At 61.7% G+C, this 21,500-nt stretch carries 21 protein-coding genes; 10 read left to right on the forward strand and 11 right to left on the reverse strand.

Annotated elements, in window-relative coordinates:
• Positions 1-14 precede the first annotated feature (14 nt).
• Positions 15-1,184 carry a M20 aminoacylase family protein gene (locus AC3YMN_RS11545; RefSeq protein ID WP_489890085.1) on the forward strand — a complete coding sequence of 390 codons (1,170 nt, stop codon included), beginning with the start codon at positions 15-17 and terminating at the stop codon, positions 1,182-1,184.
• Positions 1,145-2,275: an AbrB family transcriptional regulator gene (locus AC3YMN_RS11550; RefSeq protein ID WP_489890086.1), complete on the forward strand. Its 1,131-nt coding sequence runs from the start codon at positions 1,145-1,147 to the stop codon at positions 2,273-2,275. Before AC3YMN_RS11545 ends, AC3YMN_RS11550 begins: the two co-directional genes overlap by 40 nt.
• 1 nt (position 2,276) lies before the next feature.
• Here AC3YMN_RS11550 and AC3YMN_RS11555 read toward each other — a convergent pair whose 3' ends face one another.
• Positions 2,277-3,206 carry a 2-hydroxyacid dehydrogenase gene (locus AC3YMN_RS11555; RefSeq protein ID WP_489890087.1) on the reverse strand — a complete coding sequence of 310 codons (930 nt, stop codon included), beginning with the start codon at positions 3,204-3,206 and terminating at the stop codon, positions 2,277-2,279.
• A 161-nt stretch (positions 3,207-3,367) separates the two neighbouring features.
• Between AC3YMN_RS11555 and AC3YMN_RS11560 the strand changes: the two genes are divergently transcribed.
• From AC3YMN_RS11560 to AC3YMN_RS11570, 3 genes are read left to right on the forward strand one after another with little or no spacing between them, the layout of a single operon-like run.
• On the forward strand, positions 3,368-4,789 hold the full coding sequence (locus AC3YMN_RS11560) for a circularly permuted type 2 ATP-grasp protein (RefSeq protein WP_172123073.1): 1,422 nt from the start codon (positions 3,368-3,370) through the stop codon (positions 4,787-4,789).
• Positions 4,790-4,793: 4 nt separating this feature from the next.
• Positions 4,794-5,744 carry an alpha-E domain-containing protein gene (locus AC3YMN_RS11565; protein ID WP_248305270.1) on the forward strand — a complete coding sequence of 317 codons (951 nt, stop codon included), beginning with the start codon at positions 4,794-4,796 and terminating at the stop codon, positions 5,742-5,744.
• A 33-nt stretch (positions 5,745-5,777) separates the two neighbouring features.
• Entirely contained in the window at positions 5,778-6,671 is an 894-nt protein-coding gene (locus AC3YMN_RS11570) for a transglutaminase family protein (protein ID WP_489890088.1), read from the forward strand.
• 7 nt (positions 6,672-6,678) lie between these two features.
• Here the strand turns inward: AC3YMN_RS11570 and AC3YMN_RS11575 are convergent, their stop codons facing one another.
• The gene (locus AC3YMN_RS11575) at positions 6,679-7,614 is read right to left on the reverse strand and encodes an AEC family transporter (protein WP_489890089.1); all 936 of its coding nucleotides are present in this window, start codon (positions 7,612-7,614) and stop codon (positions 6,679-6,681) included.
• Between the two features lie 157 nt (positions 7,615-7,771).
• On the opposite strand from AC3YMN_RS11575, the gene glpD reads away from it, so the two are divergent.
• The gene (gene glpD, locus AC3YMN_RS11580; protein WP_489890090.1) at positions 7,772-9,268 is read left to right on the forward strand and encodes a glycerol-3-phosphate dehydrogenase; all 1,497 of its coding nucleotides are present in this window, start codon (positions 7,772-7,774) and stop codon (positions 9,266-9,268) included.
• 13 nt (positions 9,269-9,281) lie between these two features.
• Positions 9,282-10,781 carry a glycerol kinase GlpK gene (gene glpK / locus AC3YMN_RS11585; protein ID WP_489890091.1) on the forward strand — a complete coding sequence of 500 codons (1,500 nt, stop codon included), beginning with the start codon at positions 9,282-9,284 and terminating at the stop codon, positions 10,779-10,781.
• Positions 10,782-10,791: 10 nt separating this feature from the next.
• On the opposite strand, the gene AC3YMN_RS11590 is transcribed toward glpK, so the two are convergent.
• From AC3YMN_RS11590 to uxaC, 3 genes are all read right to left on the reverse strand, one after another.
• The gene (locus tag AC3YMN_RS11590) at positions 10,792-11,295 is read right to left on the reverse strand and encodes a CAP domain-containing protein (RefSeq protein WP_489890092.1); all 504 of its coding nucleotides are present in this window, start codon (positions 11,293-11,295) and stop codon (positions 10,792-10,794) included.
• 17 nt (positions 11,296-11,312) lie between these two features.
• Positions 11,313-12,161, reverse strand: a complete 849-nt coding sequence (locus AC3YMN_RS11595; protein WP_489890093.1) for an aminoglycoside phosphotransferase family protein — start codon at positions 12,159-12,161, stop codon at positions 11,313-11,315.
• 91 nt (positions 12,162-12,252) lie between these two features.
• Positions 12,253-13,668, reverse strand: a complete 1,416-nt coding sequence (gene uxaC, locus AC3YMN_RS11600; protein ID WP_489890094.1) for a glucuronate isomerase — start codon at positions 13,666-13,668, stop codon at positions 12,253-12,255.
• A gap of 209 nt (positions 13,669-13,877) precedes the next feature.
• On the opposite strand from uxaC, the gene AC3YMN_RS11605 reads away from it, so the two are divergent.
• Positions 13,878-14,033, forward strand: a complete 156-nt coding sequence (locus AC3YMN_RS11605; RefSeq protein WP_489890095.1) for a hypothetical protein — start codon at positions 13,878-13,880, stop codon at positions 14,031-14,033.
• Between the two features lie 10 nt (positions 14,034-14,043).
• Here the strand turns inward: AC3YMN_RS11605 and AC3YMN_RS11610 are convergent, their stop codons facing one another.
• Positions 14,044-14,316: a hypothetical protein gene (locus AC3YMN_RS11610; RefSeq protein WP_489890096.1), complete on the reverse strand. Its 273-nt coding sequence runs from the start codon at positions 14,314-14,316 to the stop codon at positions 14,044-14,046.
• Positions 14,317-14,638: 322 nt separating this feature from the next.
• On the opposite strand from AC3YMN_RS11610, the gene AC3YMN_RS11615 reads away from it, so the two are divergent.
• On the forward strand, positions 14,639-14,902 hold the full coding sequence (locus AC3YMN_RS11615; RefSeq protein ID WP_489890097.1) for a hypothetical protein: 264 nt from the start codon (positions 14,639-14,641) through the stop codon (positions 14,900-14,902).
• Positions 14,903-15,036: 134 nt separating this feature from the next.
• Here AC3YMN_RS11615 and AC3YMN_RS11620 read toward each other — a convergent pair whose 3' ends face one another.
• Positions 15,037-15,915 carry a DUF72 domain-containing protein gene (locus AC3YMN_RS11620; protein WP_489890098.1) on the reverse strand — a complete coding sequence of 293 codons (879 nt, stop codon included), beginning with the start codon at positions 15,913-15,915 and terminating at the stop codon, positions 15,037-15,039.
• Between the two features lie 87 nt (positions 15,916-16,002).
• Between AC3YMN_RS11620 and AC3YMN_RS11625 the strand changes: the two genes are divergently transcribed.
• Positions 16,003-17,940 (forward strand): hybrid sensor histidine kinase/response regulator, encoded by a 1,938-nt coding sequence (locus AC3YMN_RS11625; RefSeq protein ID WP_489890099.1) that lies wholly within the window; start codon positions 16,003-16,005, stop codon positions 17,938-17,940.
• Positions 17,941-18,022: 82 nt separating this feature from the next.
• On the opposite strand, the gene AC3YMN_RS11630 is transcribed toward AC3YMN_RS11625, so the two are convergent.
• The 4 genes from AC3YMN_RS11630 to AC3YMN_RS11645 form a co-directional block, all read right to left on the reverse strand.
• On the reverse strand, positions 18,023-19,066 hold the full coding sequence (locus tag AC3YMN_RS11630; protein ID WP_489890100.1) for an HlyD family secretion protein: 1,044 nt from the start codon (positions 19,064-19,066) through the stop codon (positions 18,023-18,025).
• A gap of 22 nt (positions 19,067-19,088) precedes the next feature.
• On the reverse strand, positions 19,089-19,229 hold the full coding sequence (locus tag AC3YMN_RS11635; protein ID WP_489890101.1) for a hypothetical protein: 141 nt from the start codon (positions 19,227-19,229) through the stop codon (positions 19,089-19,091).
• Between the two features lie 123 nt (positions 19,230-19,352).
• Positions 19,353-20,864 (reverse strand): MFS transporter, encoded by a 1,512-nt coding sequence (locus AC3YMN_RS11640; protein ID WP_489890102.1) that lies wholly within the window; start codon positions 20,862-20,864, stop codon positions 19,353-19,355.
• Positions 20,861-21,340 (reverse strand): MarR family winged helix-turn-helix transcriptional regulator, encoded by a 480-nt coding sequence (locus AC3YMN_RS11645; protein WP_489890103.1) that lies wholly within the window; start codon positions 21,338-21,340, stop codon positions 20,861-20,863. The genes AC3YMN_RS11640 and AC3YMN_RS11645 overlap by 4 nt, the downstream gene beginning before the upstream one ends.
• Between the last annotated feature and the right edge of the window lie 160 nt (positions 21,341-21,500).

The raw sequence follows: 21,500 nt of genomic DNA on the forward strand, positions 1-21,500 counted from the left end.
TTTTCTGGTTTTTCATGCCCGTAATCAATCGCATTGCCGAGTTTCACGACGAGATCGCTGGCTGGCGCCAGGACCTGCATCGCAATCCCGAGATCCTGTTCGAGGTGCATCGCACGGCGGGCAAGGTCGAGGAACTCCTGCGCGCTTTTGGATGCGACGAGGTCGTGACCGGGCTGGGGCGGACCGGCGTTGTCGGCATCATCAATGGCAAGAGCAATACCAGCGGGCGCACACTGGGCCTGCGCGCGGATATGGATGCCCTGCCGATCGCCGAACGCACGGGCAAGCCTTATGCCAGTGCGGTGCCGGGCAGCATGCATGCCTGCGGCCATGATGGTCACACAGCCATGCTGCTGGGCGCAGCCAAGTATCTCGCTGAAACCCGCAACTTCGATGGGCGAGTGGCCCTCATCTTCCAGCCGGCCGAAGAAGGCGGCGCCGGCGGGCGCGAAATGGTCGAGGATGGCGTTCTCGAGCGCTTCGGCATCAACGAAGTCTACGGCATGCACAACTGGCCGGGCATCCCGGCTGGCCATTTCGGCATTCGCGTGGGCGGCATCATGGCGGCGACGGATCGCTTCGTGATCGATATCGAGGGCCGCGGCGGCCATGCCGCGCGCCCGCAATCCACCGTCGATCCCGTGATCATTGCAGCCCAACTTATCACCGCGCTGCAGACCGTGGTGTCGCGCAATGTGGACCCGCTCGGGAGCGCTGTGTTGTCGGTCACGGTGCTGGAAGCCGGCGACGCCGACAATGTCATCCCGCGTACCGCACGCCTTAAGGGCACCGTGCGCACGCTCGACGCCGGGGTGCAGGACTTCATCGAAGCCCGCCTGCAGCAGTTTGTCCCCCAGTTCGCCGCCAGCTTTGGCGGGTCAGCCGAGGTCAACTATATGCGCGGCTATCCGGTAACGGTGAACAGCCCCGCCGAAACCGCCTTTGCCGCCGGCATTGCCGAAGAGGTTGCCGGCGCCGAACGCGTCGACAAGGACGTGGCCCCCTCCATGGGCGGGGAGGACTTTTCCTTCATGCTCGAGCAGCGGCCCGGCGCCTATATCTTCCTTGGCAATGGCAACAGTTCCGAGTTGCACACGGACACCTACGATTTCAACGATGCCATCATTCTGGTGGGGACAAGTTATTGGGTAAAGCTGGCGGAACGAGCCCTGCCGATCCGCTAGAGCTCTGGTGGCGGCCCCGCATCCTGGGGCTGACCCTCCTGACCCTTGGCCTCTCCGCCTTGGGCGGCCTCGGCGCGACCGCGCTGGGCCTGCCCGGAGGCTGGATCATGGGCGGCTCATTGGCGGTCACTGTCGCGGCGATGATCGGCCTGCCCGTGCGCATGCCCGTCCGCTTGCGCGACATCGCCTTTGTGCTGATCGGCATGTCGATGGGCACAACCGTGGCCAGCGACAGCCTGTCGCTGCTCGCCAGCTGGCCGATCAGCCTTATGGGCCTGGTGCTCGAAATGGTGCTGATCATCGCGCTCACCGGCTGGCTGCTCGTGCGCGTGTTCAAGCTCGATCCGGGCACGGCCTATCTCGGTTCCATTCCCGGGCATCTGTCCTTCATCATGGGGATCGCTTCGGCCGGCGTCGGCGACGCCCGGCAGATCGTCATCATACAGGTCATCCGGCTGCTGATGCTGACGATCTGTGTGCCGATCGGCGCCATGTTCCTGCCGGTGGAGCATTTTGGCAGCGTTGCCCCAACAACAATACTCAGTTGGGGCGAGCTGCTGGCTCTCGCCGCCGCTTGCGTGGCGTTGGGGCTCGTCTTCATGCGCCTCGGCGTTCCCGCAGCCATGGTCATAGGGCCGATGGCCCTGGCGACCGCGGCCAAGCTTGGCGGGCTTTATAGCGGCGCCATGCCCGAGCCGCTGGTGATCCTGGCCTTCGTGCTGACCGGAGCGCTGATCGGCTCGCGCTTTGCGGGCATCACCCGGCAAGAATTCATGCAGGCCGCCCTTGGCGGGCTGATCGCCACGGCGATGACCGTCGGCATCGTAACCGTCGTCTCTTTCGGAGTGAGCCGGCTGGTGGACATGCCCTTCGGGCAGATCTGGATCGGCCTCTCACCCGGCGCGCTTGAGGGTATGGGGGCGCTGGGTGTGGCGCTCGGCTTCGACGCCGCCTTTATCGCGGCCCACCACATGATCCGCTTGCTGCTGCTGAGCTTTGTTATCCCGCTGCTCGTCGTGCTGATCCGGCGCCGAGAGGAAGGCAGCGAGGGAGCGGCGACAGCAGCAACGCTGCCGCCGGCTCAAGGCTAGGCTAGACCACTGCGCTCAGCAGCGGCTCGCCGGCAAAATGGGCATCGAGATTGGCAACCAGCAGCGCGCCCATCGCATCGCGCGTCTGGTGCGTGGCGCTGCCCTGATGGGGCGACAGCACGACATTTTCGAGCTGCAGCAGCGCCTCGGGCACCTCAGGTTCGTTCTCGAACACATCCAGCGCTGCACCGCCCAGCTTGCCGTTCGACAGCAGCTCGATCATGGCGGGCTCATCGATGAGGGTGCCGCGCGCGACATTGACCAGCATGCCCTTGGGACCCAGCGCTTCGAGCACTTCGCGCGACACGATCCGGTTGGTGCCCTTGCCGCCCGGCGCGATGATCACCAGCCAGTCGATATCGCGGGCCATCTCCAGCAGGTCGGGATAGAACACATAGGGCTCTTTCTCCTGCCGCTTGCGGCCGTGATAGACCACCCGCATCTTCATCGCCTGCGCCCGGGTGGCAATCTCCTTGCCGATTCGCCCCAGCCCCAGGATGCCTACCGTCTTGCCGGTCAGTTCGGTGAACAGACCCATATTGCCCGCGGGCCACTTGCCGGCCCGCACGAACTGGTCCGCCTGCGGAATACGGCGCGCCAGCGCGATCATCATGCCGATGGTGAGTTCGGCCACGGCGTCATTGAGCACATCGGGCGTATTGGTTACTCGAACTCCGGCCGCCTTGGCTGCCGCCAGATCGATATTGTCGGTGCCAACACCAAAGCCGGCGATGATTTCCAGATTGGGCAGTTTGGCGATGAGGTCGGCATTTACATCGCTGCCGGCGTGGGCCCGAATGCGGGGTCCAACCTCGTTCAGAAAGCGTTCAGGTTCCTGAATTTCGTGCAGTTTATGCACGGTAAATCGTTCAGCAAGCGCCGCTTCGCAGCTGGCCAGCAGCTTCTTGGTTTGCAGAATTTCGATGGTCATGGTCTCGCCCCCCGCTCTTAACCCAGGTGAGAAATAGACAAAGGTTCCCGCCGAGTCGACCAGATTTGGCGAAAATGGCCCCTTGCTCCCGCTGGACGGCGCGTCACAAATATGTAGCAATGTGAATAGGATGGGACCAAGCCCTTTACCCTCGGAGCGAGATGGCCGACACAGCGCCGTTTGACGAAATGAACAATGCGGACGGATCGATCCGCGAACCCTATCGCGTCCTCGCCGAGTGGCTGGCCGAGCAACCCGAACGAGCCCTGCCCCTGATGCAGTCGGACGCCGAAGCGATCTTCCGCAAGCTCGGCATCACCTTCGCCGTCTATGGTTCGAGTGAGGGCACGGAAAAGCTCATCCCCTTTGACGTTATTCCTCGCATCATCTCGGCGGCCGAATGGCGCCGGCTGAGCAAGGGAATAGAGCAACGGGTACGAGCACTTAACGCCTTTCTTTACGACATCTATCATCGTCAGGAGATCATCAAGGCAGGCCGGGTACCGGAGCACCTGATCCTCCAGAACGCCGCCTTTTGTCCCGAAATGATGGGGCTCGAGCCGGCGCAGGGCGTTTATGCCCACATTATCGGCGTCGATATCGTGCGGGTCGGCCCCAATGATTTTTATGTGCTTGAGGACAATCTGCGCACGCCTTCCGGGGTGAGCTATATGCTCGAGGACCGCGAGGCCATGATGCAACTGGCCCCGGACCTCTTCCATCGCTACAAGGTCGCGCCGGTGGAAACCTATCCCGAAAACCTGCGCCGTACGCTCGAAAGCGTGGCGCCTGCAGGGGCCGGCAGTTCGCCCAATATCGTAGTGCTCACGCCGGGCATCTATAACTCGGCCTATTTCGAGCACTCGTTCCTGGCGGACCAGATGGGCGCCCAGCTGTGCGAGGGGCCAGACCTGTTTGTCGATGGCGGCAAGGTCTATATGCGCACCACAACGGGCCCGACGCGGGTAGACGTGATTTATCGACGCATTGACGATGATTACGTGGATCCGCTGACCTTCCGTCCGGACTCCATGCTGGGTGTTCCGGGGCTCTTCAACGCCTATCGGGCGGGCAATGTGACACTGGTCAACGCGCCCGGAACGGGCATTGCCGATGACAAGGCCGTCTACACCTATGTGCCTGATATCATTGAGTTCTATCTAGGCGAAAAGTCCCTGCTAAACAATGTGCCGACGTATAATTGCACCGATCGCGAGCAGCGGGAATGGGTGCTGGCCAATATAGGCGAACTCGTGGTCAAGGAAGTGCATGGCTCGGGCGGCTACGGCATGCTGGTTGGCCCGACCTCTACCAAGGCACAACAGGAGGAGTTCAAGGCCAAGATCCTGGCTAGACCGGACAATTACATCGTCCAACCCACGCTCGCCCTCTCCACCTGCCCCACTTACGTCAACAATGGCGTGGCGCCGCGCCATGTGGATTTGCGGCCCTATGTTCTGGTGGGTGACAAGGTGCGGATCACACCGGGCGGCTTGACCCGCGTGGCGCTCAAGGAGGGATCGCTCGTCGTCAATTCGAGCCAGGGTGGCGGCACCAAGGACACCTGGGTGCTGGAGGACTGATGCCATGACCATGCTGGGGCGCACAGCGCAGAACCTCTTCTGGATGAGCCGCTATGTGGAGCGGGCCGAGAACATCGCCCGCCTGCTGGAAGTGGGCTATCGCATGAGCCTTACCTCGCGGCGAGAAGGTGGCGCCAGCGAGCATCTTGTCTCGATGATGCAGGCCGCCGAAGTCGACGAAGCCTTCGCCGCCAAGCACGATCAGGCCGATGTCGACAGCGTCGCGCACTTCATGATGTTCGACCCGGATAACCCGTCATCCGTTCATTCATGTTTGCAAGCGGCCCGCACCAACGCCCGCTCCGTCCGCACCGCCATCACCAGCGACATGTGGCAGAGCCTCAACGCCGCCTGGCTCGAGTTCTCCCAGATCAAGCCCAGCGATGTGCGCGGCGCCAAGCTGCTCGGCCTCTTGCAGTGGGTCAAGCAACGCAGCCACGAATTCCGCGGCGCCATGCTCGGCACTATCTTGCGCGATGACGGTTTTGCGTTTTCGCAGGCGGGCAGTTTTGTCGAGCGGGCCGATAACACGGCGCGCATTCTCGACATGAAGTATTACGTGCTGCTGCCACGCGCGACGATGGTGGGGGGCGAGCTCGACATCCAGCAATGGACACTGATCCTGCGGGCGGCATCGGCGCACCGCTCGTATCAGCACTTCTATCGGGACCGCTTCAAGGCCCACAACATTGCCGACTATCTGATCCTGCGCCCTGAAATGCCGCGGTCACTGGTCTATTGCGCACGATCAATGTCGGACACGCTTGACACGCTGGCGGATGTCTACGGGCAACGCATGATCTGCCACGAAGCGGCTGAACAGCTCTGTGCCATGGTGGAGGACACAACCATGGACACGATCTTCGCTCACGGCTTGCACGAGTTCCTCAACGAATTCATCGGCCGCAACAATCATGTCACCGAGTGCATGTCGGTCAGCTACAATTTCTACTGACACCCGGGATCGCTCGGCACAAAAGGCTTCCAGATGCGCATCGCCATCCATCATCGCTTGAGCATTACACCCCCGCCCGGCACCGTGCATGCGCTGATGCAATTGCTGCTCACGCCGCAATCAGGCGTCGGGCAGAAGGTCGAGAGCTGGACTGTGGACATGCCGGGCCTCGACAGTGCGGCACGGTTTACCGACGCCTATGGGAACATCATGCATCTGGTTAACCAAAGCCGCCCGGAAGGCGAGATCGTGGTCACGGTGGACGGCGTGGTTGAAACCGTTGACAAGCATGGTGTTCTGGGGCGCGTGGGGGGAGAACCAGTCCCAGGTCTTTTCAAGCGCAAAACGTCATCTACGCAGGGCAGCGAAGAAATCTTCGGTCGCTTCAAAGGCAGCAGCAATAATCGACTGGAGGTGCTGCATGGCCTGATGGCGGCGGTCGGCGAAGCTCTTATTCCTCAAGAGGTGGAGGATGCGGCGGCTCCCCCGAACGGGGGCAGCGAGGCGGCCCAGTCCATGTCCGCGGCAGGCATGACGCAATCCATCGGTGGGGTGACGCAGTCGATGAGCGAGAGCCTGACCGAGGTGACTGAAAGTGAGGGAGCGTCAATCAAGTCATTGCCGCTGGCGAGCGAGTTTGCCCACCAATTTATCGGCGCGGCCCGAGCGCTCAACATCCCGGCGCGCTATGTCACCGGTTATCTTGCGGATGACGAGGGCGGAAGCACTGCGCTGCACGCCTGGGCGGAAGCTTTTGACGATCGGCTTGGCTGGATCGGCTTCGATCCCACGCTGCAAGTTTGCCCCACTGAACAGCATGTGCGACTGGCTGCGGGGTTGGATGCCCACACGACCCAGCCCTTACGGGCAGTGCCACTGGGCGATGGCGTGCGGGTACTGGGCTTCTCGGTAGCGCCCGCCACCTAGGCCAGCGCTAAGGACCGAGGATCAACAACCAGGCCGAAATGGAAGCCGCCGAGGCAAGTGTTGCGATCAAAATCGTGTTCGCCGCGACGCTGGTGCCGCGATTGTAGTAGGTCGCGAACACGTAAACATTGACGCCGGGCGGCATAGCGGCCAGCAGAATGCCATATCGGGCAATCTCCATATCAACCCGCATCACCCAAACCATAAGCACATAGGCGATGGCGGGGTGCAGGACGAGCTTGATCAGCGAAGCCACAACGGCCTGCTTCCAATTGTCGGACAAGCGGTACTCGTTCAGGGCGCCGCCGATGCCGAACAAGGCGGCGGGCACCACCGCCTGGCTCATCATCAAGAAGAATGCATCGGCCGGCTCGATCAGTTGCAGCCCGGCAAAAGATCCGATCATCCCGCCGGCAATCCCCCAGATCAGTGGGTTGGAGAGGACCCGCTTGGCTGCTAGCAGCAGCGTTCTACCCAAGGAGCGACCATCCCGCTTGACCAGTTCCATGGTCACCATGCCGATGCTCAGCAAAATGGCCCCGTGCAGGCCGATGATGGAGAGCGTGACCGGCAGCGAGTCCAGACCATAAGCGCGCTGCATGATGGGGAGCCCCACCAGGACCGTATTGGTGAAGGTGCCGGAAAAGCCAACCGAGACGCTTTCGCCGGGTGTGTTCGCAAAAAATTTTCGGGCGATGAATATGCCGACCACAAAGCAGATCAGTGCGCCGAGGTAAAACGGGCCGATAATCGCAAGGTTGAAGGCGGAACGAAAGTCGCTGGTGAGAATGGAGTGGAACAGCAGGCAAGGGGTCGCAAAGTTGTTCACAAATGCGATCAGGCTTTTGATGCCTTCGGCGGGAAAAAGGCGGAAGCGCACGGCACAGTAGCCTAGCGCCATCAGCGCGAATATTGGCGCGATGACATTGAATATGGCGAGCATGGCCGGGCAACCTGGAAACTGGTCCCCTGCACTAGACTGCCGTCGCGGTCGGGTCAATCCGAGGGAGTGAGACGGGCGGCTCCAAGACGCACATGAAGTTCATTTTCATGAGCGAACATAAGGCGTAGAAGCGGCGGGAATCTCCCGGGAGCCCAGCATGACCCAAACAGAGCAAGTCGATATTTTTGTGATCGGTGGAGGCGTTAACGGCACTTCCATTGCTCGTGATGCCGTCGGCCGCGGCTTTTCCGTGATGCTGGCCGAGATGAATGATCTAGCGTCCGGTACATCGTCGGCCGCGACCAAGCTGGTCCATGGCGGGCTGCGTTATCTGGAGCACTATGAGTTTCGCCTCGTTGCCGAAGCCTTGGCCGAACGCGAAGTCCTTTGGGCGGCCGCACCGCACATCATCTGGCCGCTCCGGTTCGTCTTGCCTCACCACAAGGGGCTGAGGCCTAAGGTGGTGCTGCGCGCGGGTCTGGCGATGTATGACTATATGGGCGGACGGCGCCTGCTTCCCCCGACCAAGACGCTGGACCTTAGCAAGGATGAAGCCGGCAAGCCGCTCAAGCCGGGCTTCAAGACGGGCTTTGAGTATTCGGACTGCTGGGTGGACGACGCCCGTTTTGTCGTTCTCAACGCTCGGGACGCTGCGAACAAAGGTGCGGCGGTCTACACCCGCACCAAGGTCACCAGCGCGCGCCGGGATAACGGGGGCTGGACGCTGACGCTGTCGGGGCCGGATGGCGAGCAGACGGTGCACGCCAAGTTCGTGGTCAATGCCGCTGGTCCCTGGGTGGACGAAGTGGTCGGCAATACGATGGGCAACAACGGCGCCCACAATGTGCGCCTTGTGAAGGGCAGCCACATCGTGGTGCGCAAGCTGTTCGACCATGATCGTTGCTACATCTTCCAGAACACCGACGGGCGCATCATTTTTGCCATTCCCTACGAGCAGGATTTCACTCTGATCGGCACCACCGACCAGGACTACACGGGCGATCCCAAGGACGTCGCTATTTCTGATAGCGAGATCGACTATCTCTGCCGGGCCGCCAGCGAGTATTTCGCGCTGCCTGTCCTTAAAGCAGATATCGTCTGGACCTATTCCGGCGTACGCCCATTGTTCGACGACGGCGCTAGCGCCGCCCAGGAAGCCACCCGGGATTACGTCCTCAAGCTCGATGGCGATCTGGCCAGCGGAGCGGCCTTGCACGTCTTTGGCGGTAAACTCACGACGTCCCGGCGCTTAGCCGAGTCGGCCATGGAAAAGATCGAAAGCCTGCTGGGCCAACGCGGCCCACGTTGGACCAAGGAGTCCAAACTGCCGGGCGGTGAGTTCGAGCCGCTGCAGTTTGAATCGGAAGTGCGGCGCCTGGCTATGGACTATAGCCGCCTGCCCGCCACCATGATCCGGCGGCTGATGCGCCTTTACGGAACCAAGGCCCGGGTAATCCTTGGGGACAGCAAGGAGTTGCAGGAACTTGGGGCTCACTTCGGTGCTGACCTATACCAAAGCGAGGTGGATTACCTCATCGCCAATGAATGGGCTGTGAGTTCTGCGGATATCTTGTGGCGCCGCACCAAGCTGGGGCTGCATACCGGGGCTGAAGACAAGGCGCGCCTGGACGCTTATCTGGCACAACGGCGCTAAGGGGGAGAGCGGAATGACTGAGGGTTTTGTGCTGGCGATCGACCAGGGCACCACATCGAGCCGAGCCATCGTTTTTGATGCCAGCTGCCAGGTGCGGGGCGTCGGCCAGCAGGAATTTGCGCAAATCTTCCCGCAGGATGGCTGGGTCGAACATGATCCAGAGGCCATTTGGGAAAGCGTCCTTGCCACAGCACAAACCGCCATTGCAGCGGCCGGGATCGAGGCGGCGGCATTAGCTGGCATCGGCATCACCAACCAGCGTGAAACAGTGGTTTGCTGGGATCGCGATACCGGCAAACCCATCGCCAACGCCATTGTCTGGCAAGACAGGCGCACAGCACCAGTCTGTGCTCAACTGCGGCGGGACGGCGTCGAGGCGCTGGTAACAGAGCGAACCGGATTGCTGCTCGACCCGTATTTCTCTGGAACCAAGATTGGGTGGCTGCTTGACCATGTTCCTGGCGCCCGTGACCGCGCCGAACGTGGCGAAGTGCTGTTCGGTACTGTTGATAGCTTTCTGATCTGGCGGCTGACGGGCGGCCGAGTGCATGCTACCGACGCTACCAACGCGGCCCGTACGCTACTGTTTGACATTGTCGCCAATCGCTGGGACCCCGAACTGCTGGAGTTGTTCGGGGTTCCCGCAGCGATGCTTCCCGAGGTCAAGGACTGCGCCGACGACTTCGGGAGCACCGATGCGGTGCTGTTTGGCGCGGCTGTGCCGATCCTTGGCGTTGCCGGCGACCAGCATGCCGCGACGATCGGCCAAGCCTGCTTCAAGCCTGGGATGCTGAAATCGACTTATGGCACTGGCTGCTTTGCGCTGCTCAATACTGGCACCGAACTGGTACGGTCGCATAACCGGTTGCTGTCCACTCTTGCCTATCGGCTGGACGGCAAGACCACCTATGCGCTGGAGGGGTCAATCTTTGTGGCCGGTGCAGCCGTGCAGTGGATCCGGGACGGGCTGAAGCTTGTGAACAAGGCGAGCGAAACTGGCCCCCTGGCGCAGTCGGCAGATCCCAACCAGCATGTTTACATGGTGCCCGCATTCGTGGGCTTGGGCGCACCGTGGTGGGATGCCGAGGCGCGCGGCGCCATCTATGGCTTGACCCGCAATACTGGCCCAGCCGAGATCGCGCGGGCAGCACTGGAAGCGGTATGCTACCAGACCCGCGATTTGCTTGATGCGATGCGCAAGGATTGGAAAAGCACTGGCGGCGAGACCGTGCTGCGGGTGGATGGCGGCATGGTCGCGTCTGATTGGACCATGCAGTTTCTGGCGGATGTGCTCGATGCGCCGGTTGATCGGCCAACGATCCTTGAAACCACTGCATTGGGCGCCGCTTGGCTCGCTGGCTCGCGCGCCGGGGCCTGGCCCGACATGGAAGCCTTTGCCGCTGGCTGGTTATGTGACCAGCGGTTCGAGCCCGCAATGGACCCCTCAACGAGGGAGAGCAAGCTCAGCGGTTGGGGCGCAGCAGTGCGGCGCACGCTTAGCACAGCGGCTTAGGCCTACGCGACTAGACGAGCCAAGCCTCGAATGAGCCGCCGGCGATCATGGCCCAATACAGCCGGCCCTTGTCGGTGCGCGCCACAGCCAAGCCGAACTCAGTGAATTTCGGGCTGAGCAAGGTGGACCGGTGCCCAGGCGAATTCATCCATCCCTGGATGGCGCTTTCGAGATTGGGGTGGCCGCCGGCAACGTTCTCGCCCACTGCGCCGAGATAGCCAGCCTGGGTTACACGTTCGCGCAAGGTAACGCCCAGATCGTGGCTGAGCTTGTTCTTGGCTGCCATTAACTGGGCTTGCGAACGGGCTGCCGTTTCAAGCCGCTGATTATAGCTCCAGGGCGGCGCGCCATTGGTTTTGCGCACCGCGTTGATGGCGGCAAGGATTTGATCGTCAGACAAGATTTCGGGAGCGGTACCACCGCTGGCGGGAACAATTGGCGCGGTCGTGGCGCAGGCCGAAAGCAGCGCCGCGCCCGCAAGCACCAGCGCCCCGCGGCGGGTCAGGTTAGCCATGAAGAGAACCCTTGAAGTCATGCCTGATCATAGGCGCTGAGCAGATTGGGAAGGCAGGCGAGTTGGATCGTGATGGGCTTGCCATCCGCCAGGTTCAGGGAAGCCGACAAAGCTGCATGGGCCGCGGCCCAGCCCAAAACCCGTTTGCGGGGAAGATCGAGTCGCGCCTCGAAGGTGTCCAGCAATGCCGAAATGCGGCGCGGGTCGGCAACCAGCGCTTCGGCGCCGGAGGGGCTAACAAATGCGGGTGCTACTTCATAAGCCGGATCACCGAAGAGGCCCACCGGATCAATGGCGAGCCATCCGCGCCCCGACGAGATGATGTTGTCGTAGTGCAGATCGCCGTGCAGCGGGAGTTGTGCACTGGGTTTGTCGAACAGCTTGAGCGCGATGCCGCTGGCACGGGCGTAGAGATCCCGGGCGGTGTGCGGCCAGACCCGCACATCGGTATCGAATAGCATCTGAAAGCGTTCGCGTAGCGAAAGTAAGTCCGGGGGAGACTGCGGACGCGGCCGATGAAGACTGGCGATCACGGTCGCAAGCGCAACAGTCGCCTCTTCGTCGTGGCCGCGCCGAACAGCGTCCCCCAGCGGAATGCCGTCGAGCCATTCCATGAACAGTGTGTCGCCATGCGAGTCGAACACGGTCGCGGCCCCCTCCCCGCCATACCAGGCCATCAGCGCCGCTCCGCGGCGCTCCGCATCTGGGGGCGCCGCCTTCAGGATCTTGAGCACCGCAAAGTTGCGTCCATTCTGATCAACGCGAAAAATCCAGCTGGTTGCCGTGTCGGCAAGCGGCTGCGAGCGGGTCAGGGACCAGCGGATCATGGCGCGGCTGAGCGCTGTTTCGACGGGCGACTGATTCATCATGGACGCATTAGAGCAGAACAATGGTCGTGATTCGACCTCCCAGCGCTCTTTACGCCAAAACTTGATAAGCGCCCACCCGAAGCGGCCATCAGTTCAGGCGATAAGCATCCTTAGCTGCAGTGTAGCTCAAATGCTTGGCCAAGTCCTGCGCAGTTGCGGCCGAGAGCCGGTGCTCGCCCACCCAACGCCCAAGAAAGCCGCTGACTTCACGGCGCCAGACATCATGCCGGGCGGGGATCGAGAGCAGCGCACGCGTATCGTCATTGAAGCCGGCGAGATTGTAGAAGCCGGCTGTCTCCACCACCTGGTCAAGATAGCGCCGGATACCTTGCGGGCTGTCGTGGAACCACCACGGCGGGCCGATCATCAGGCTGGGCCAATAGCCAGCCATGGGCGCCAGCTCCCGAGCATAGGTGGTTTCATCGAGCACGAACATGATGATCCGCAAGTTCGGCTCATTGCCGCAGCGGCCCAGGAGCGCCCGCAAGCCGGCGACATAATCGGTCGTGCCAGGAATGTCGGCGCCAAGATCGGTGCCACGCTCGGCCATCAGCAACGGATCGGTGTTGCGGCGCGATCCGGCATGGATCTGCATGACCATGCCGTCTTCCACCGACAACAGCGCCATTTCCGTAAGCATCTGTGCCCGAAAGAGTTCGGCATCGGCAGCATCGTGGCGACCGGCCAAGACCTTATCGAGCAGGGCCTGCTTTTCGATGGAGGGAAGATCGGCCGTATTGGCAGTCGGAACGCCATGATCGGTGGCGACCGCACCAAAGCTGCGGAAGACCTCACGCCGGCGGCGATGAGCATTGATAAGACCGGACCAGTTGGTGATGTCCTCTCCGGTCAACTCCCCCAGGCGCTGCAGGTTTTCGACGATGGCGGGACGGCTGGGGTCGGTGACATCGTCGGGGCGATAAGTCGTGCGCACGCGCCCGATCAAACCCTGCTCGGCCATGCGAGCATGGTGGTGGAGGGGATCGAGGGCGAACTCTGTGGTGGCGATGGTTTCGACCCTGGCACGATCGAGAATGGCGAGCGGCAGCAGATCCGGGTCACCGAGACGGTTGTCGATCGTGTCGTAGATGGCGTCGGCTGTGTCGGGTCCCAGTTCTTCGTTGATGCCGAAGGTGAGCTGGAGCGAGTGATCGACCCAGATCTTGGATGGAGTACCTGCGAACAAATAGTAGTTCGCGGCGAAGAGGCGCCAGGCATCGCGCCCGGCAGCAATTGGCTTTCCGTCCTTACGGGGCACGCCGAGATCGTCATAGCTCAGCCCACGGCTGCGCAGCATGCGCAACACGTAATGGTCTGGGGTGAGAAACAGCGCCGCGGGGTCCGAAAACCGATCATTGGCCGCAAACCAGGACGGGTCCGTGTGCCCATGGGGGCAGATCAGCGGCAAATCTTTGACAGCAGCATAAAGGTCCCGCGCGACGGACCGTGCTGGTTCGGCCAAAGGGAAAAAGCGATCGGGATGAAGGTGCGGAGCATTGGTCATGATCAGGTTTTGCCATGATCCGGACCCAAGATCAACGACTACCATACAAGATCGGCCAGTGAGCGGATTAGATTAAAATTAACGGCGTTCCGGAAAGGCTTTTCCCCCTGCCGCCATGCTGGACTACGCTTGCGACGTGGGCGAAACGACTAAACAAAGGCCGCCCCGAGTTACTGGCGACTGCCACGCATTGTCTCAAGGGGTAAGCGATGACACAGGTTGAATTGCAGGGAACTGGCCACGACGTCCACGCATCCACCTCAGCTATTCGCCGGCTGCCCCGCGTTCATGCCATGGTCCTCGCTGCCGGGATGGCGGCCTTCGGGATTGTGGCCGTTGCGGCCGCGATGACCATGACCCTGTGACAGCCCAAGCTCACGCGACCTCGCCAAGACTTTCGCGTTCTTGCGGCGTGGTTTTGCGGAAGTGCTCTTCAATTGCTTCGATGCCGATCTCATCCAAGCAGTGCCGGATCGGTGCCCATAGGGCCCATTTCGGCTTGACTGCCCTCATCGTCAGCCGATCATCCACCAGGTCGAAATTGACGTTGGCAGCCTTGGCCAGCGCAAGAAACTGCGCCACTGCCACAGCGGTATCGCGCCGGTCATCACCGATCTGATCTACAGTATTGTGCAACGCTTGATCCATTGCCGTACTCCACACATCCGTGCAGAAGCAACGGAACTCTGCGCAATTCGATGCAATTGCAAGCGGAACGTGGTTTACGGTTCGTTACCGCGACAATTCTGTAGTTAATCCAAGAAGCCGGAGTTGTGCGGCCGGTGATCCTTGACCGGCAGCAACGCGTCACTGTTCCGGCAATGGGCGCGAAAGAAAGCATACAAGAAACCACTTAGATGGCGTTTCCCATATGTCGCAGGTGCCAGGCGCATGGTTGGGGCGACGCTTTGGCGGTGGCCATAGCCGCCTCGTCGCGCTATGGGAGCGCACCGAACAATGGAGAGCAATGATGAGCGACGAAGATCAGGATATTGAGCTTTCCGAGCAGAGCTGCGAATTCACCCAGGACGGGATCACCGTCCAGGTCGGGATCTACCGCCTCAAGGACAGCAATGATGGCTGGACCCTGGAAGTGGTGGACGATGACGACAATTCGCTGATCTGGGAAGACACCTTCCCCACCGAGCTGGACGCCTGGAACGAGTTCCAGCGTGCGCTTGAGGAAGAAGGCATTGCCCAGCTGATCGGACCGCCCGACGAGGCCGTTCACTAAGCGAGTGACCGCTGCGGCCATGACCTGCCAGTACGACCCAGACCCATACGCCGAGCTCGACTACCGAGCCGACGCCGATGAACTCTCTGAAGAGAGAAAGCCGACGCGCGTGCGTATGCATCCGAGGCGGGCCCTTAACGGTCCGCCCCGGCGGCACCATCGCACATTGTAGCGGCGACGGTGCTTGCGGGGCTTTCCTCCGCGATAAGATCGCGCAGTTTGAGGGCGTCGCGCAGCGCCGCGCCTGATGCGGTGTTGTCAAAGATGCACCAGCCCGGACCACTCCCCGCCCTCAGCAGTGCGGCGAAAAGCTCAATGGCTGCAGGGTCGTACTCTGAATAGTAGATTTTCGGCGAACCGTGCAGCCGCAGGTAGGTTGCGCCGTCGGCAAGCGCCGCCGCGCGCAAGCCTTCTTGCTGTGGATCGGCATAGACGCGGGCGATCTTGAATGCCTGCAGCAGTTCGGAAGCTTCCGCGTTGGCCCAGGTGGCGTGGCGGGGCTCCAGATAAACAGGCACCGGGCTGCGCGCCTGGAGGGCGGAGAAGAATGCCAATGCGGGCTGGGGCTGAAATGCCAGCTTGGGAGGCAGTTGTACGAGGATTGCCGCGAGCTTGCTGCCGAGAGGAGCGATGTCGGCGAAGAACTGATCGAGGTCAGTTTCGGGGTCGAGAAGTTGACTTTGGTGAGTGATGGTCTTGGGCAGCTTGACGGAGAACTTGAAGTTTTGCGGGACTGAATCGTGCCAGCGCTGCCAGGTGGATGGGCGGTGACGGCGGTGAAAGCTGGAGTTTACCTCGGTGGCGGAGAATACGGCGGCGTAGCGCTCCAGGGCGGTTCCTTCCCCCTGGAACTCGGAAAAGTCCCGATTTAGACTCCATCCTGCCGTACCGATGAACGCATTATGAACCACTGCAAAGCCTTTATGAATGGGCCAAAATCCAACTCCCATGGCGTCGAGCTGTTCCCGCGGGAAGTGGCCAGTTGCATCACCTGCTGTGTCGAGGGAACGCATTTGATCGTGCGACGCTCTCAAGACGTTTGGACATCGGCGGCAAATGGGTAGATGAGAGAGACGATTGATGCGAAGGTGCGGGCAGACATGATCGAAACCGAAAGCCAGGTCACGACACCCGGCAGTGACCACTATCAGCTGCTGGTGAGCAGCATCGTGGACTATGCCATTTATATGCTGGATCGTAACGGCACGGTGGTGAGCTGGAATGCTGGCGCGCAGCGCTTCAAGGGCTACGAAGCTTCCGAGATCATCGGGCACCATTTCTCGAGATTTTATACCGAAGAAGACAAGGCAACGAATCTGCCCGCGCGAGCCCTGCGCACGGCCGCCGAAGAGGGCAAGTTCGAGCAGGAAGGGTGGCGCGTTCGCAAGGACGGCACCCGGATGTGGGCGCATGTGGTGATCGATCCGATCCGCAGCCCGACGGGTGAGCTGATCGGGTTTGCCAAAGTCACCCGGGATCTATCGGAACGAAAAGCGGCGGAAACAGCCCTGCGCGAAAGCGAAGAACAGTTTCGCCTGCTGGTGCAAAGCGTTACGGACTATGCGCTGTACCAGCTCTCGCCCGAGGGCACGGTCAGCAGCTGGAATGCCGGGGCCCAGCGCATCAAGGGCTACAGCGCCGAGGAGATCATCGGCGAGCACTTCAGCCGCTTCTACACGCCCGAAGACCAGGAAATCGAGCTGCCCAGGATCGCGCTTGAGACCGCCACTCGTGAAGGGCGGTTCGAGAAGGAAGGCTGGCGCGTGCGCAGGGACGGCAGCCGCTTCTGGGCGCATGTGGTGATCGACCCGATCCGCAACGCGTCCGGCGAACTGATCGGCTTTGCAAAGGTTACCCGCGACAATACCGAACGGCGCGAAGCGCAACGGGCACTCGATGAGGCACGCGAGGCGTTCTTTCAGTCACAGAAGTCCGAGGCCCTGGGCCAGCTTACCGGCGGCGTGGCGCATGACTTCAATAATCTGCTGATGGTGATCCAGAGCAGCCTCGAGCTCGCGCAAAAGCGGCTGCCGGACGACCCCAAGCTGCGCCGCTTGATCGGCAATGCCTTGCAGGGGGCCCAGCGGGGTGCCTCGCTGACCCAGCGCATGCTGGCTTTTGCCCGCAAGCAGGAACTCAATCCCGAGTCCGTCGACGTTCCCCAACTGGTGCGCGGTATTCTGGACCTGCTGGAGCGCTCGCTTGGTCCTTCCCTGGACCTTGTGACCGAATTTGCCGCGACCTTGCGACCGGCACGTGCAGATGCCAACCAGCTCGAGCTGGCCATCCTCAACCTCGTGGTCAATGCGCGGGACGCGATGCCCGGCGGCGGCATTATCCGGATCTCGGCCAAATCGATTGATGTCGTGGGAGCCGGCAAGCCGATGCCGCCCGGCCGCTATGTGCGGATCACCGTGGAAGACAGTGGCGAGGGCATGGATGCGGCGACATTGGCCCGCGCTACCGAGCCGTTCTTTACCACCAAAGGCGTGGGAAAAGGCACCGGGCTCGGCCTGTCCATGGTCAAGGGCATGGTCGAGCAATCCGGCGGAAGGTTAGTGATCACCAGCGAAAAAGGCACGGGTACCACGGCGCAGATCTGGCTGCCCGAAGCTGCAGCAGAAACGACCCTCGACACCGCCACTGCCGATGAACAGCAAACACACCAGAACGAGCCGGCCAAAAAACCAGTCGTACTGGTGGTGGACGATGATGCACTGGTGCTGGGCAATGTCGCAGATATGCTTGAGGACCTCGGCTATAGCCCGATATTGGCGGGCTCGGGCGCCGAGGCGCTCAAGGTGCTGGCGACCGGTGAGCCGATCGACATGATGCTGACCGATTATGCCATGCCCAATATGACGGGCTTGCAACTGGTGAGGGAAGCGCGCTCGCGACGGCCTGACTTGCCGGTGGTTCTTGCCAGCGGCTTTGTGGACCTAGCCGGCGAGGAAAGCATGGAGCTGCCCCGGCTCGCCAAGCCGTTCCGCCAGACCGAACTGGCCAAGGCCGTGTCAGCGGTTATCGAGGCGAGCTGACGAAAAAGCTAGCGGCGGGCGCGAAGCCCGCCAGCTGGTGAGCATAGCGGCACTGAAGTGCTCGTGCAGCCCTCCCCTGCTCCTAGAGTTGCGTGTCGACCCACACTTCCACCGACATGCCCGGCCGAAGCTGAGTGACCAGTTCGGGCTCGGCATCGAGTTCGATTCGCACCGGAATACGCTGGGCGATCTTGGTGAAGTTGCCCGTGGCGTTGTCGGGCTTGATGACGCTGAACTCCGAGCCGGTCGCCGGCGAAATTTCCGAGATATGGCCCCTGACCTGCTGGTGATTGAGCGCGTCGACCGAAAACGTGACCTCCTGCCCGATATGGACGCTGGCGAGCTGCGTTTCCTTGAAATTGGCGACGACCCAACGATCCGGCGGGGTGACGGAGGTTAGCTGGCTGCCGGTGGACACATACTGGCCCACGCGCGCCGTCACTTCCCCGAGCACACCATCAACAGGCGCGGTGATGCTCGTATTGGCCAGATTGATCTTGGCCAGTTCCACCGCAGCTTCAGCGGAGTGAACCGCCCCCTGCAATGCGGGTACGCTCCCCTCGACCAGCGACAGGTTCTGTTCGGCCACGCTGATATTGGCCTGGGCCTGGGCGACGCTGGATTGCGCTTGCAGCAATGCGGCGCGGACCTGGTCGTTGCTCGATTGCGGCGACAGGCCCGAAGCCAACAATGACTCGCTGCGCGCGGCATCGGCCTGGGCGCGCTCAAGCGAGGCCTCGGCCGCTTCAAGCTGGGCGTTGGCATAATCAACGCTCGCCTGCTTGGATGCCCGGTTCTGCTCATAGTTGTCGAGCGCGTTGCGCTGCTGGGCCAAGGCCCCTTCGGCCTGCGCCAATTGCTGCTGATAGATGCGGTCATCGAGCTTGATCAGCAGATCGCCCTTCCTGACCTGCTGGTAGTCGCTGACCGGCACTTGCGTGACATAGCCGGCAAGCTGAGGCGCGATCATGGTCACCCGGCCACGCACAAAGGCATTGTTGGTGGACTGGATCGTGGAGGTGAAAGGCGGCAGCTGCCAGGCATAGAGCACGACGCCAACGCCGATGAGGCCGATCAGCAAGGCAGCCCAGGTGCCCTTGGATTTAAGCAGTTTGAGGAAAGGCATATTCAATTCTCCAGAGAGGCAATCAGGCCGGGCTGGCGGCGCTGGCAGTTTTGGCGGCGTTGAGGGCGGCGAGCTTGGTGAGGCTCATGTGAATGACCAGCGCTGCAGTGGATGCCAGCGCCCCGTAGAAGACCACGAGGAAGAGGTCGTTATAGGCGAGCACCCAGGATTGCTGGGTAAGCGATGGGTCAACAGGTTCAGCCCTTGCGTGCTGAGCTGGGTGGGATCGGTCAGGACGCGCGCGTAAGCGCCGCCATAGGCCTGGATGCGCTGGGCCACGAGTGGATCAAGCAGGGTGATCCCTTGCGACAGCATGTTGGAATGAAACTGCTCGCGCAGGGCGACGAAGGTGGTGAAGATGGCGCTGCCCAACAAGCCACCCAGGCTTTGCGTGGTGAGAAACACGGCAAGGAACGACAGAATATATTGCGGGCCTCGTGCCAGCGCCTTCATGAAGCCATTGAGCATGGCTGGCGGCAGGAACAAGCCACCAGCGGCGCCAATCAGCGCCTGGCTGAGGTAGAAATTGCTCGGGCCGGCTGAGCGTGGTGCTGTGCGCATCCATCCAGCTGCCAGCCGCAATCAGGACCAGCGCCACGAGGTGGATGATCTCGGTGCGCTGCGGCTTGATCACTGCGCTAAGGACAGCGGTGGCGATGAAGGTCACAACGCCGATGACGCCAAAGAGCGGGATCAGTTGATCGTTCTGCAGATTAAGCACGGTGAAGAGGCCAAACACCCCCACCGACTGCTCTGACAGCAGCAGGCGGAACACGACGAGGGCCCCGGCAAAGATCAGCATGTCGCGACCCGTGAGCCAGCGCAGGTCGATAATCGGATTGCTGCGATGCAGCTCGACCATGCAGAACAGCGCCATGGAGGCAATGCCGAGGGCCAGGAGTTCGCCGATCCAGGGGGTTTCGAACCACCAGAAGGCCCGACCCATGCCGAGCACGATGGCAAGGCAAGCAAAGCCGACCGTCATCAGCGGAAAGCTAAGGATATCGGCACGATCAAAGACCTTCATGCGCGGCGGGGCGGTCAAGGGCACGAGGAACACAATCGCGAGCGAGACCAGCGCCATGCCCACTTCAACGGCGTAAAGGCCCACCCAATCGCCCATCTGCAGCAGATCGGGCGAGATGACCCGGGCCAAGGGCAAGGCGAGGGTTGAGCCGAGCATGCCAAAGCAGATGCCAATGCTCATCTTCTTTTGCGGGGGCAGCCATTCCAGCATGTAGTAAAAACCGAGCGTGCTGAGGGGGGCCGCGGCCACGCCCATGATGGCGCGCACGACAATGGCCGAGTGCAGATCATGGGCAAACAGGTGGGCGATGACCACCACCACATAGGCAGCGATCCCCAACTCGGCGAAGCGCCGCAGCCCGAACTGGGTGCGCGCCTTGAAGAGGAGAATAGTGCCCGCAAGATTGGTGGCGAAATAAGCGGCGGCGAGCCAGCCCATTTCGGTTTGGGTGGCCCCAAACGAGGCCTGCAGGCCCGGCAGATTGGCGGTGATGAGGTTGAGCCCGAGCCCCTGCGTCAGCCCGAGGATCAGCGAACTCAGGATATAAACCAGGTTCATGATCGGCGATTTGGGCACGAAGGGCGGCATGGCGGGCATGCCCGAGGCCGGCGCCGCCGCTGGCGGCGCGCTTGGCTGCGCCTCCGGTTCAGCCTGCGTGTCCGTTGTTGCTGCGGACGCGAGGGCGGCCTGCTGTTCGGGCGGAGTCGAGTTCTCAGCGGCGCGATCCTCAACGGGATCAGCGACCGCTATTACCGTGCTGCGCGTACTCATGACGGGGCGTGCTCCCGATTCTTGGTGAGAGAACCGGCAATGTCCGACTTGACCCTTTGCAGCCCGTCGAGGAGCTGGAGCAGGACACGATTGGCGATCTCGGCTTCGGCGGGATCAAGCTGGGACATCAGGTGATCATTGAGACAGGAAACGATAGCCGAGACCTTTTTGGCCACAGCACGGCCTTGCGGCGTCAAAACGATCATGCGGGCGCGGCGATCGTCGGGGCTGGGCACGCGATGGGTATAGCCAAGGCTCTCCAGCCCATCGAGGATGCGCACGGCGGTGGGATGCTCAACGCGCAAATGTTCGGTTACGGCGGCCTGACTGACGCCATCCGTGCTGGGCAGCAACAGCAGCAGAACGCGCGCGCGCGCCGTGGTCAGGTTGAGATCCTTGAGATGGACATCAAAGCCCACGCTCAGTTCCCGCCCAGCTTTGGCGACATTGCGAAGCAGTTCGGATGTCTCGGCCATGTTCGTGCTCACCTACAGTGTAGGGAGCTACATATGTGCTGCAGCGGGGGAGCGCCACAAGAGCGGACGCATAACAGACCTGCATTTTTTCACAGGAGCAATGCGCCCGAGACTCAAGTGTTGAGTCCGGTTAACGCGCTAAGTGGTTCCGACGGCGAGA

The sequence above is a fragment of the Devosia sp. Z11_6 genome, from assembly GCF_058133665.1.

Bases quoted from the DNA above. Each gene is read 5' to 3' on its own strand.
- AC3YMN_RS11545 (WP_489890085.1), top strand. From the start codon at position 15: ATGCCCGTAATCAATCGCATTGCCGAGTTTCACGACGAGATCGCTGGC.
- AC3YMN_RS11630 (WP_489890100.1), bottom strand. From the start codon at position 19,066: ATGCCTTTCCTCAAACTGCTTAAATCCAAGGGCACCTGGGCTGCCTTG.
- AC3YMN_RS11620 (WP_489890098.1), bottom strand. From the start codon at position 15,915: ATGCGTTCCCTCGACACAGCAGGTGATGCAACTGGCCACTTCCCGCGG.
- AC3YMN_RS11595 (WP_489890093.1), bottom strand. From the start codon at position 12,161: ATGAATCAGTCGCCCGTCGAAACAGCGCTCAGCCGCGCCATGATCCGC.
- AC3YMN_RS11610 (WP_489890096.1), bottom strand. From the start codon at position 14,316: ATGGATCAAGCGTTGCACAATACTGTAGATCAGATCGGTGATGACCGG.
- AC3YMN_RS11570 (WP_489890088.1), top strand. From the start codon at position 5,778: ATGCGCATCGCCATCCATCATCGCTTGAGCATTACACCCCCGCCCGGC.
- uxaC (WP_489890094.1), bottom strand. From the start codon at position 13,668: ATGACCAATGCTCCGCACCTTCATCCCGATCGCTTTTTCCCTTTGGCC.
- AC3YMN_RS11560 (WP_172123073.1), top strand. From the start codon at position 3,368: ATGGCCGACACAGCGCCGTTTGACGAAATGAACAATGCGGACGGATCG.
- AC3YMN_RS11590 (WP_489890092.1), bottom strand. From the start codon at position 11,295: ATGGCTAACCTGACCCGCCGCGGGGCGCTGGTGCTTGCGGGCGCGGCG.
- AC3YMN_RS11565 (WP_248305270.1), top strand. From the start codon at position 4,794: ATGACCATGCTGGGGCGCACAGCGCAGAACCTCTTCTGGATGAGCCGC.
- AC3YMN_RS11615 (WP_489890097.1), top strand. From the start codon at position 14,639: ATGAGCGACGAAGATCAGGATATTGAGCTTTCCGAGCAGAGCTGCGAA.
- AC3YMN_RS11575 (WP_489890089.1), bottom strand. From the start codon at position 7,614: ATGCTCGCCATATTCAATGTCATCGCGCCAATATTCGCGCTGATGGCG.
- AC3YMN_RS11640 (WP_489890102.1), bottom strand. From the start codon at position 20,864: ATGAGTACGCGCAGCACGGTAATAGCGGTCGCTGATCCCGTTGAGGAT.
- glpK (WP_489890091.1), top strand. From the start codon at position 9,282: ATGACTGAGGGTTTTGTGCTGGCGATCGACCAGGGCACCACATCGAGC.
- AC3YMN_RS11625 (WP_489890099.1), top strand. From the start codon at position 16,003: ATGATCGAAACCGAAAGCCAGGTCACGACACCCGGCAGTGACCACTAT.
- AC3YMN_RS11645 (WP_489890103.1), bottom strand. From the start codon at position 21,340: ATGGCCGAGACATCCGAACTGCTTCGCAATGTCGCCAAAGCTGGGCGG.
- glpD (WP_489890090.1), top strand. From the start codon at position 7,772: ATGACCCAAACAGAGCAAGTCGATATTTTTGTGATCGGTGGAGGCGTT.
- AC3YMN_RS11555 (WP_489890087.1), bottom strand. From the start codon at position 3,206: ATGACCATCGAAATTCTGCAAACCAAGAAGCTGCTGGCCAGCTGCGAA.
- AC3YMN_RS11605 (WP_489890095.1), top strand. From the start codon at position 13,878: ATGACACAGGTTGAATTGCAGGGAACTGGCCACGACGTCCACGCATCC.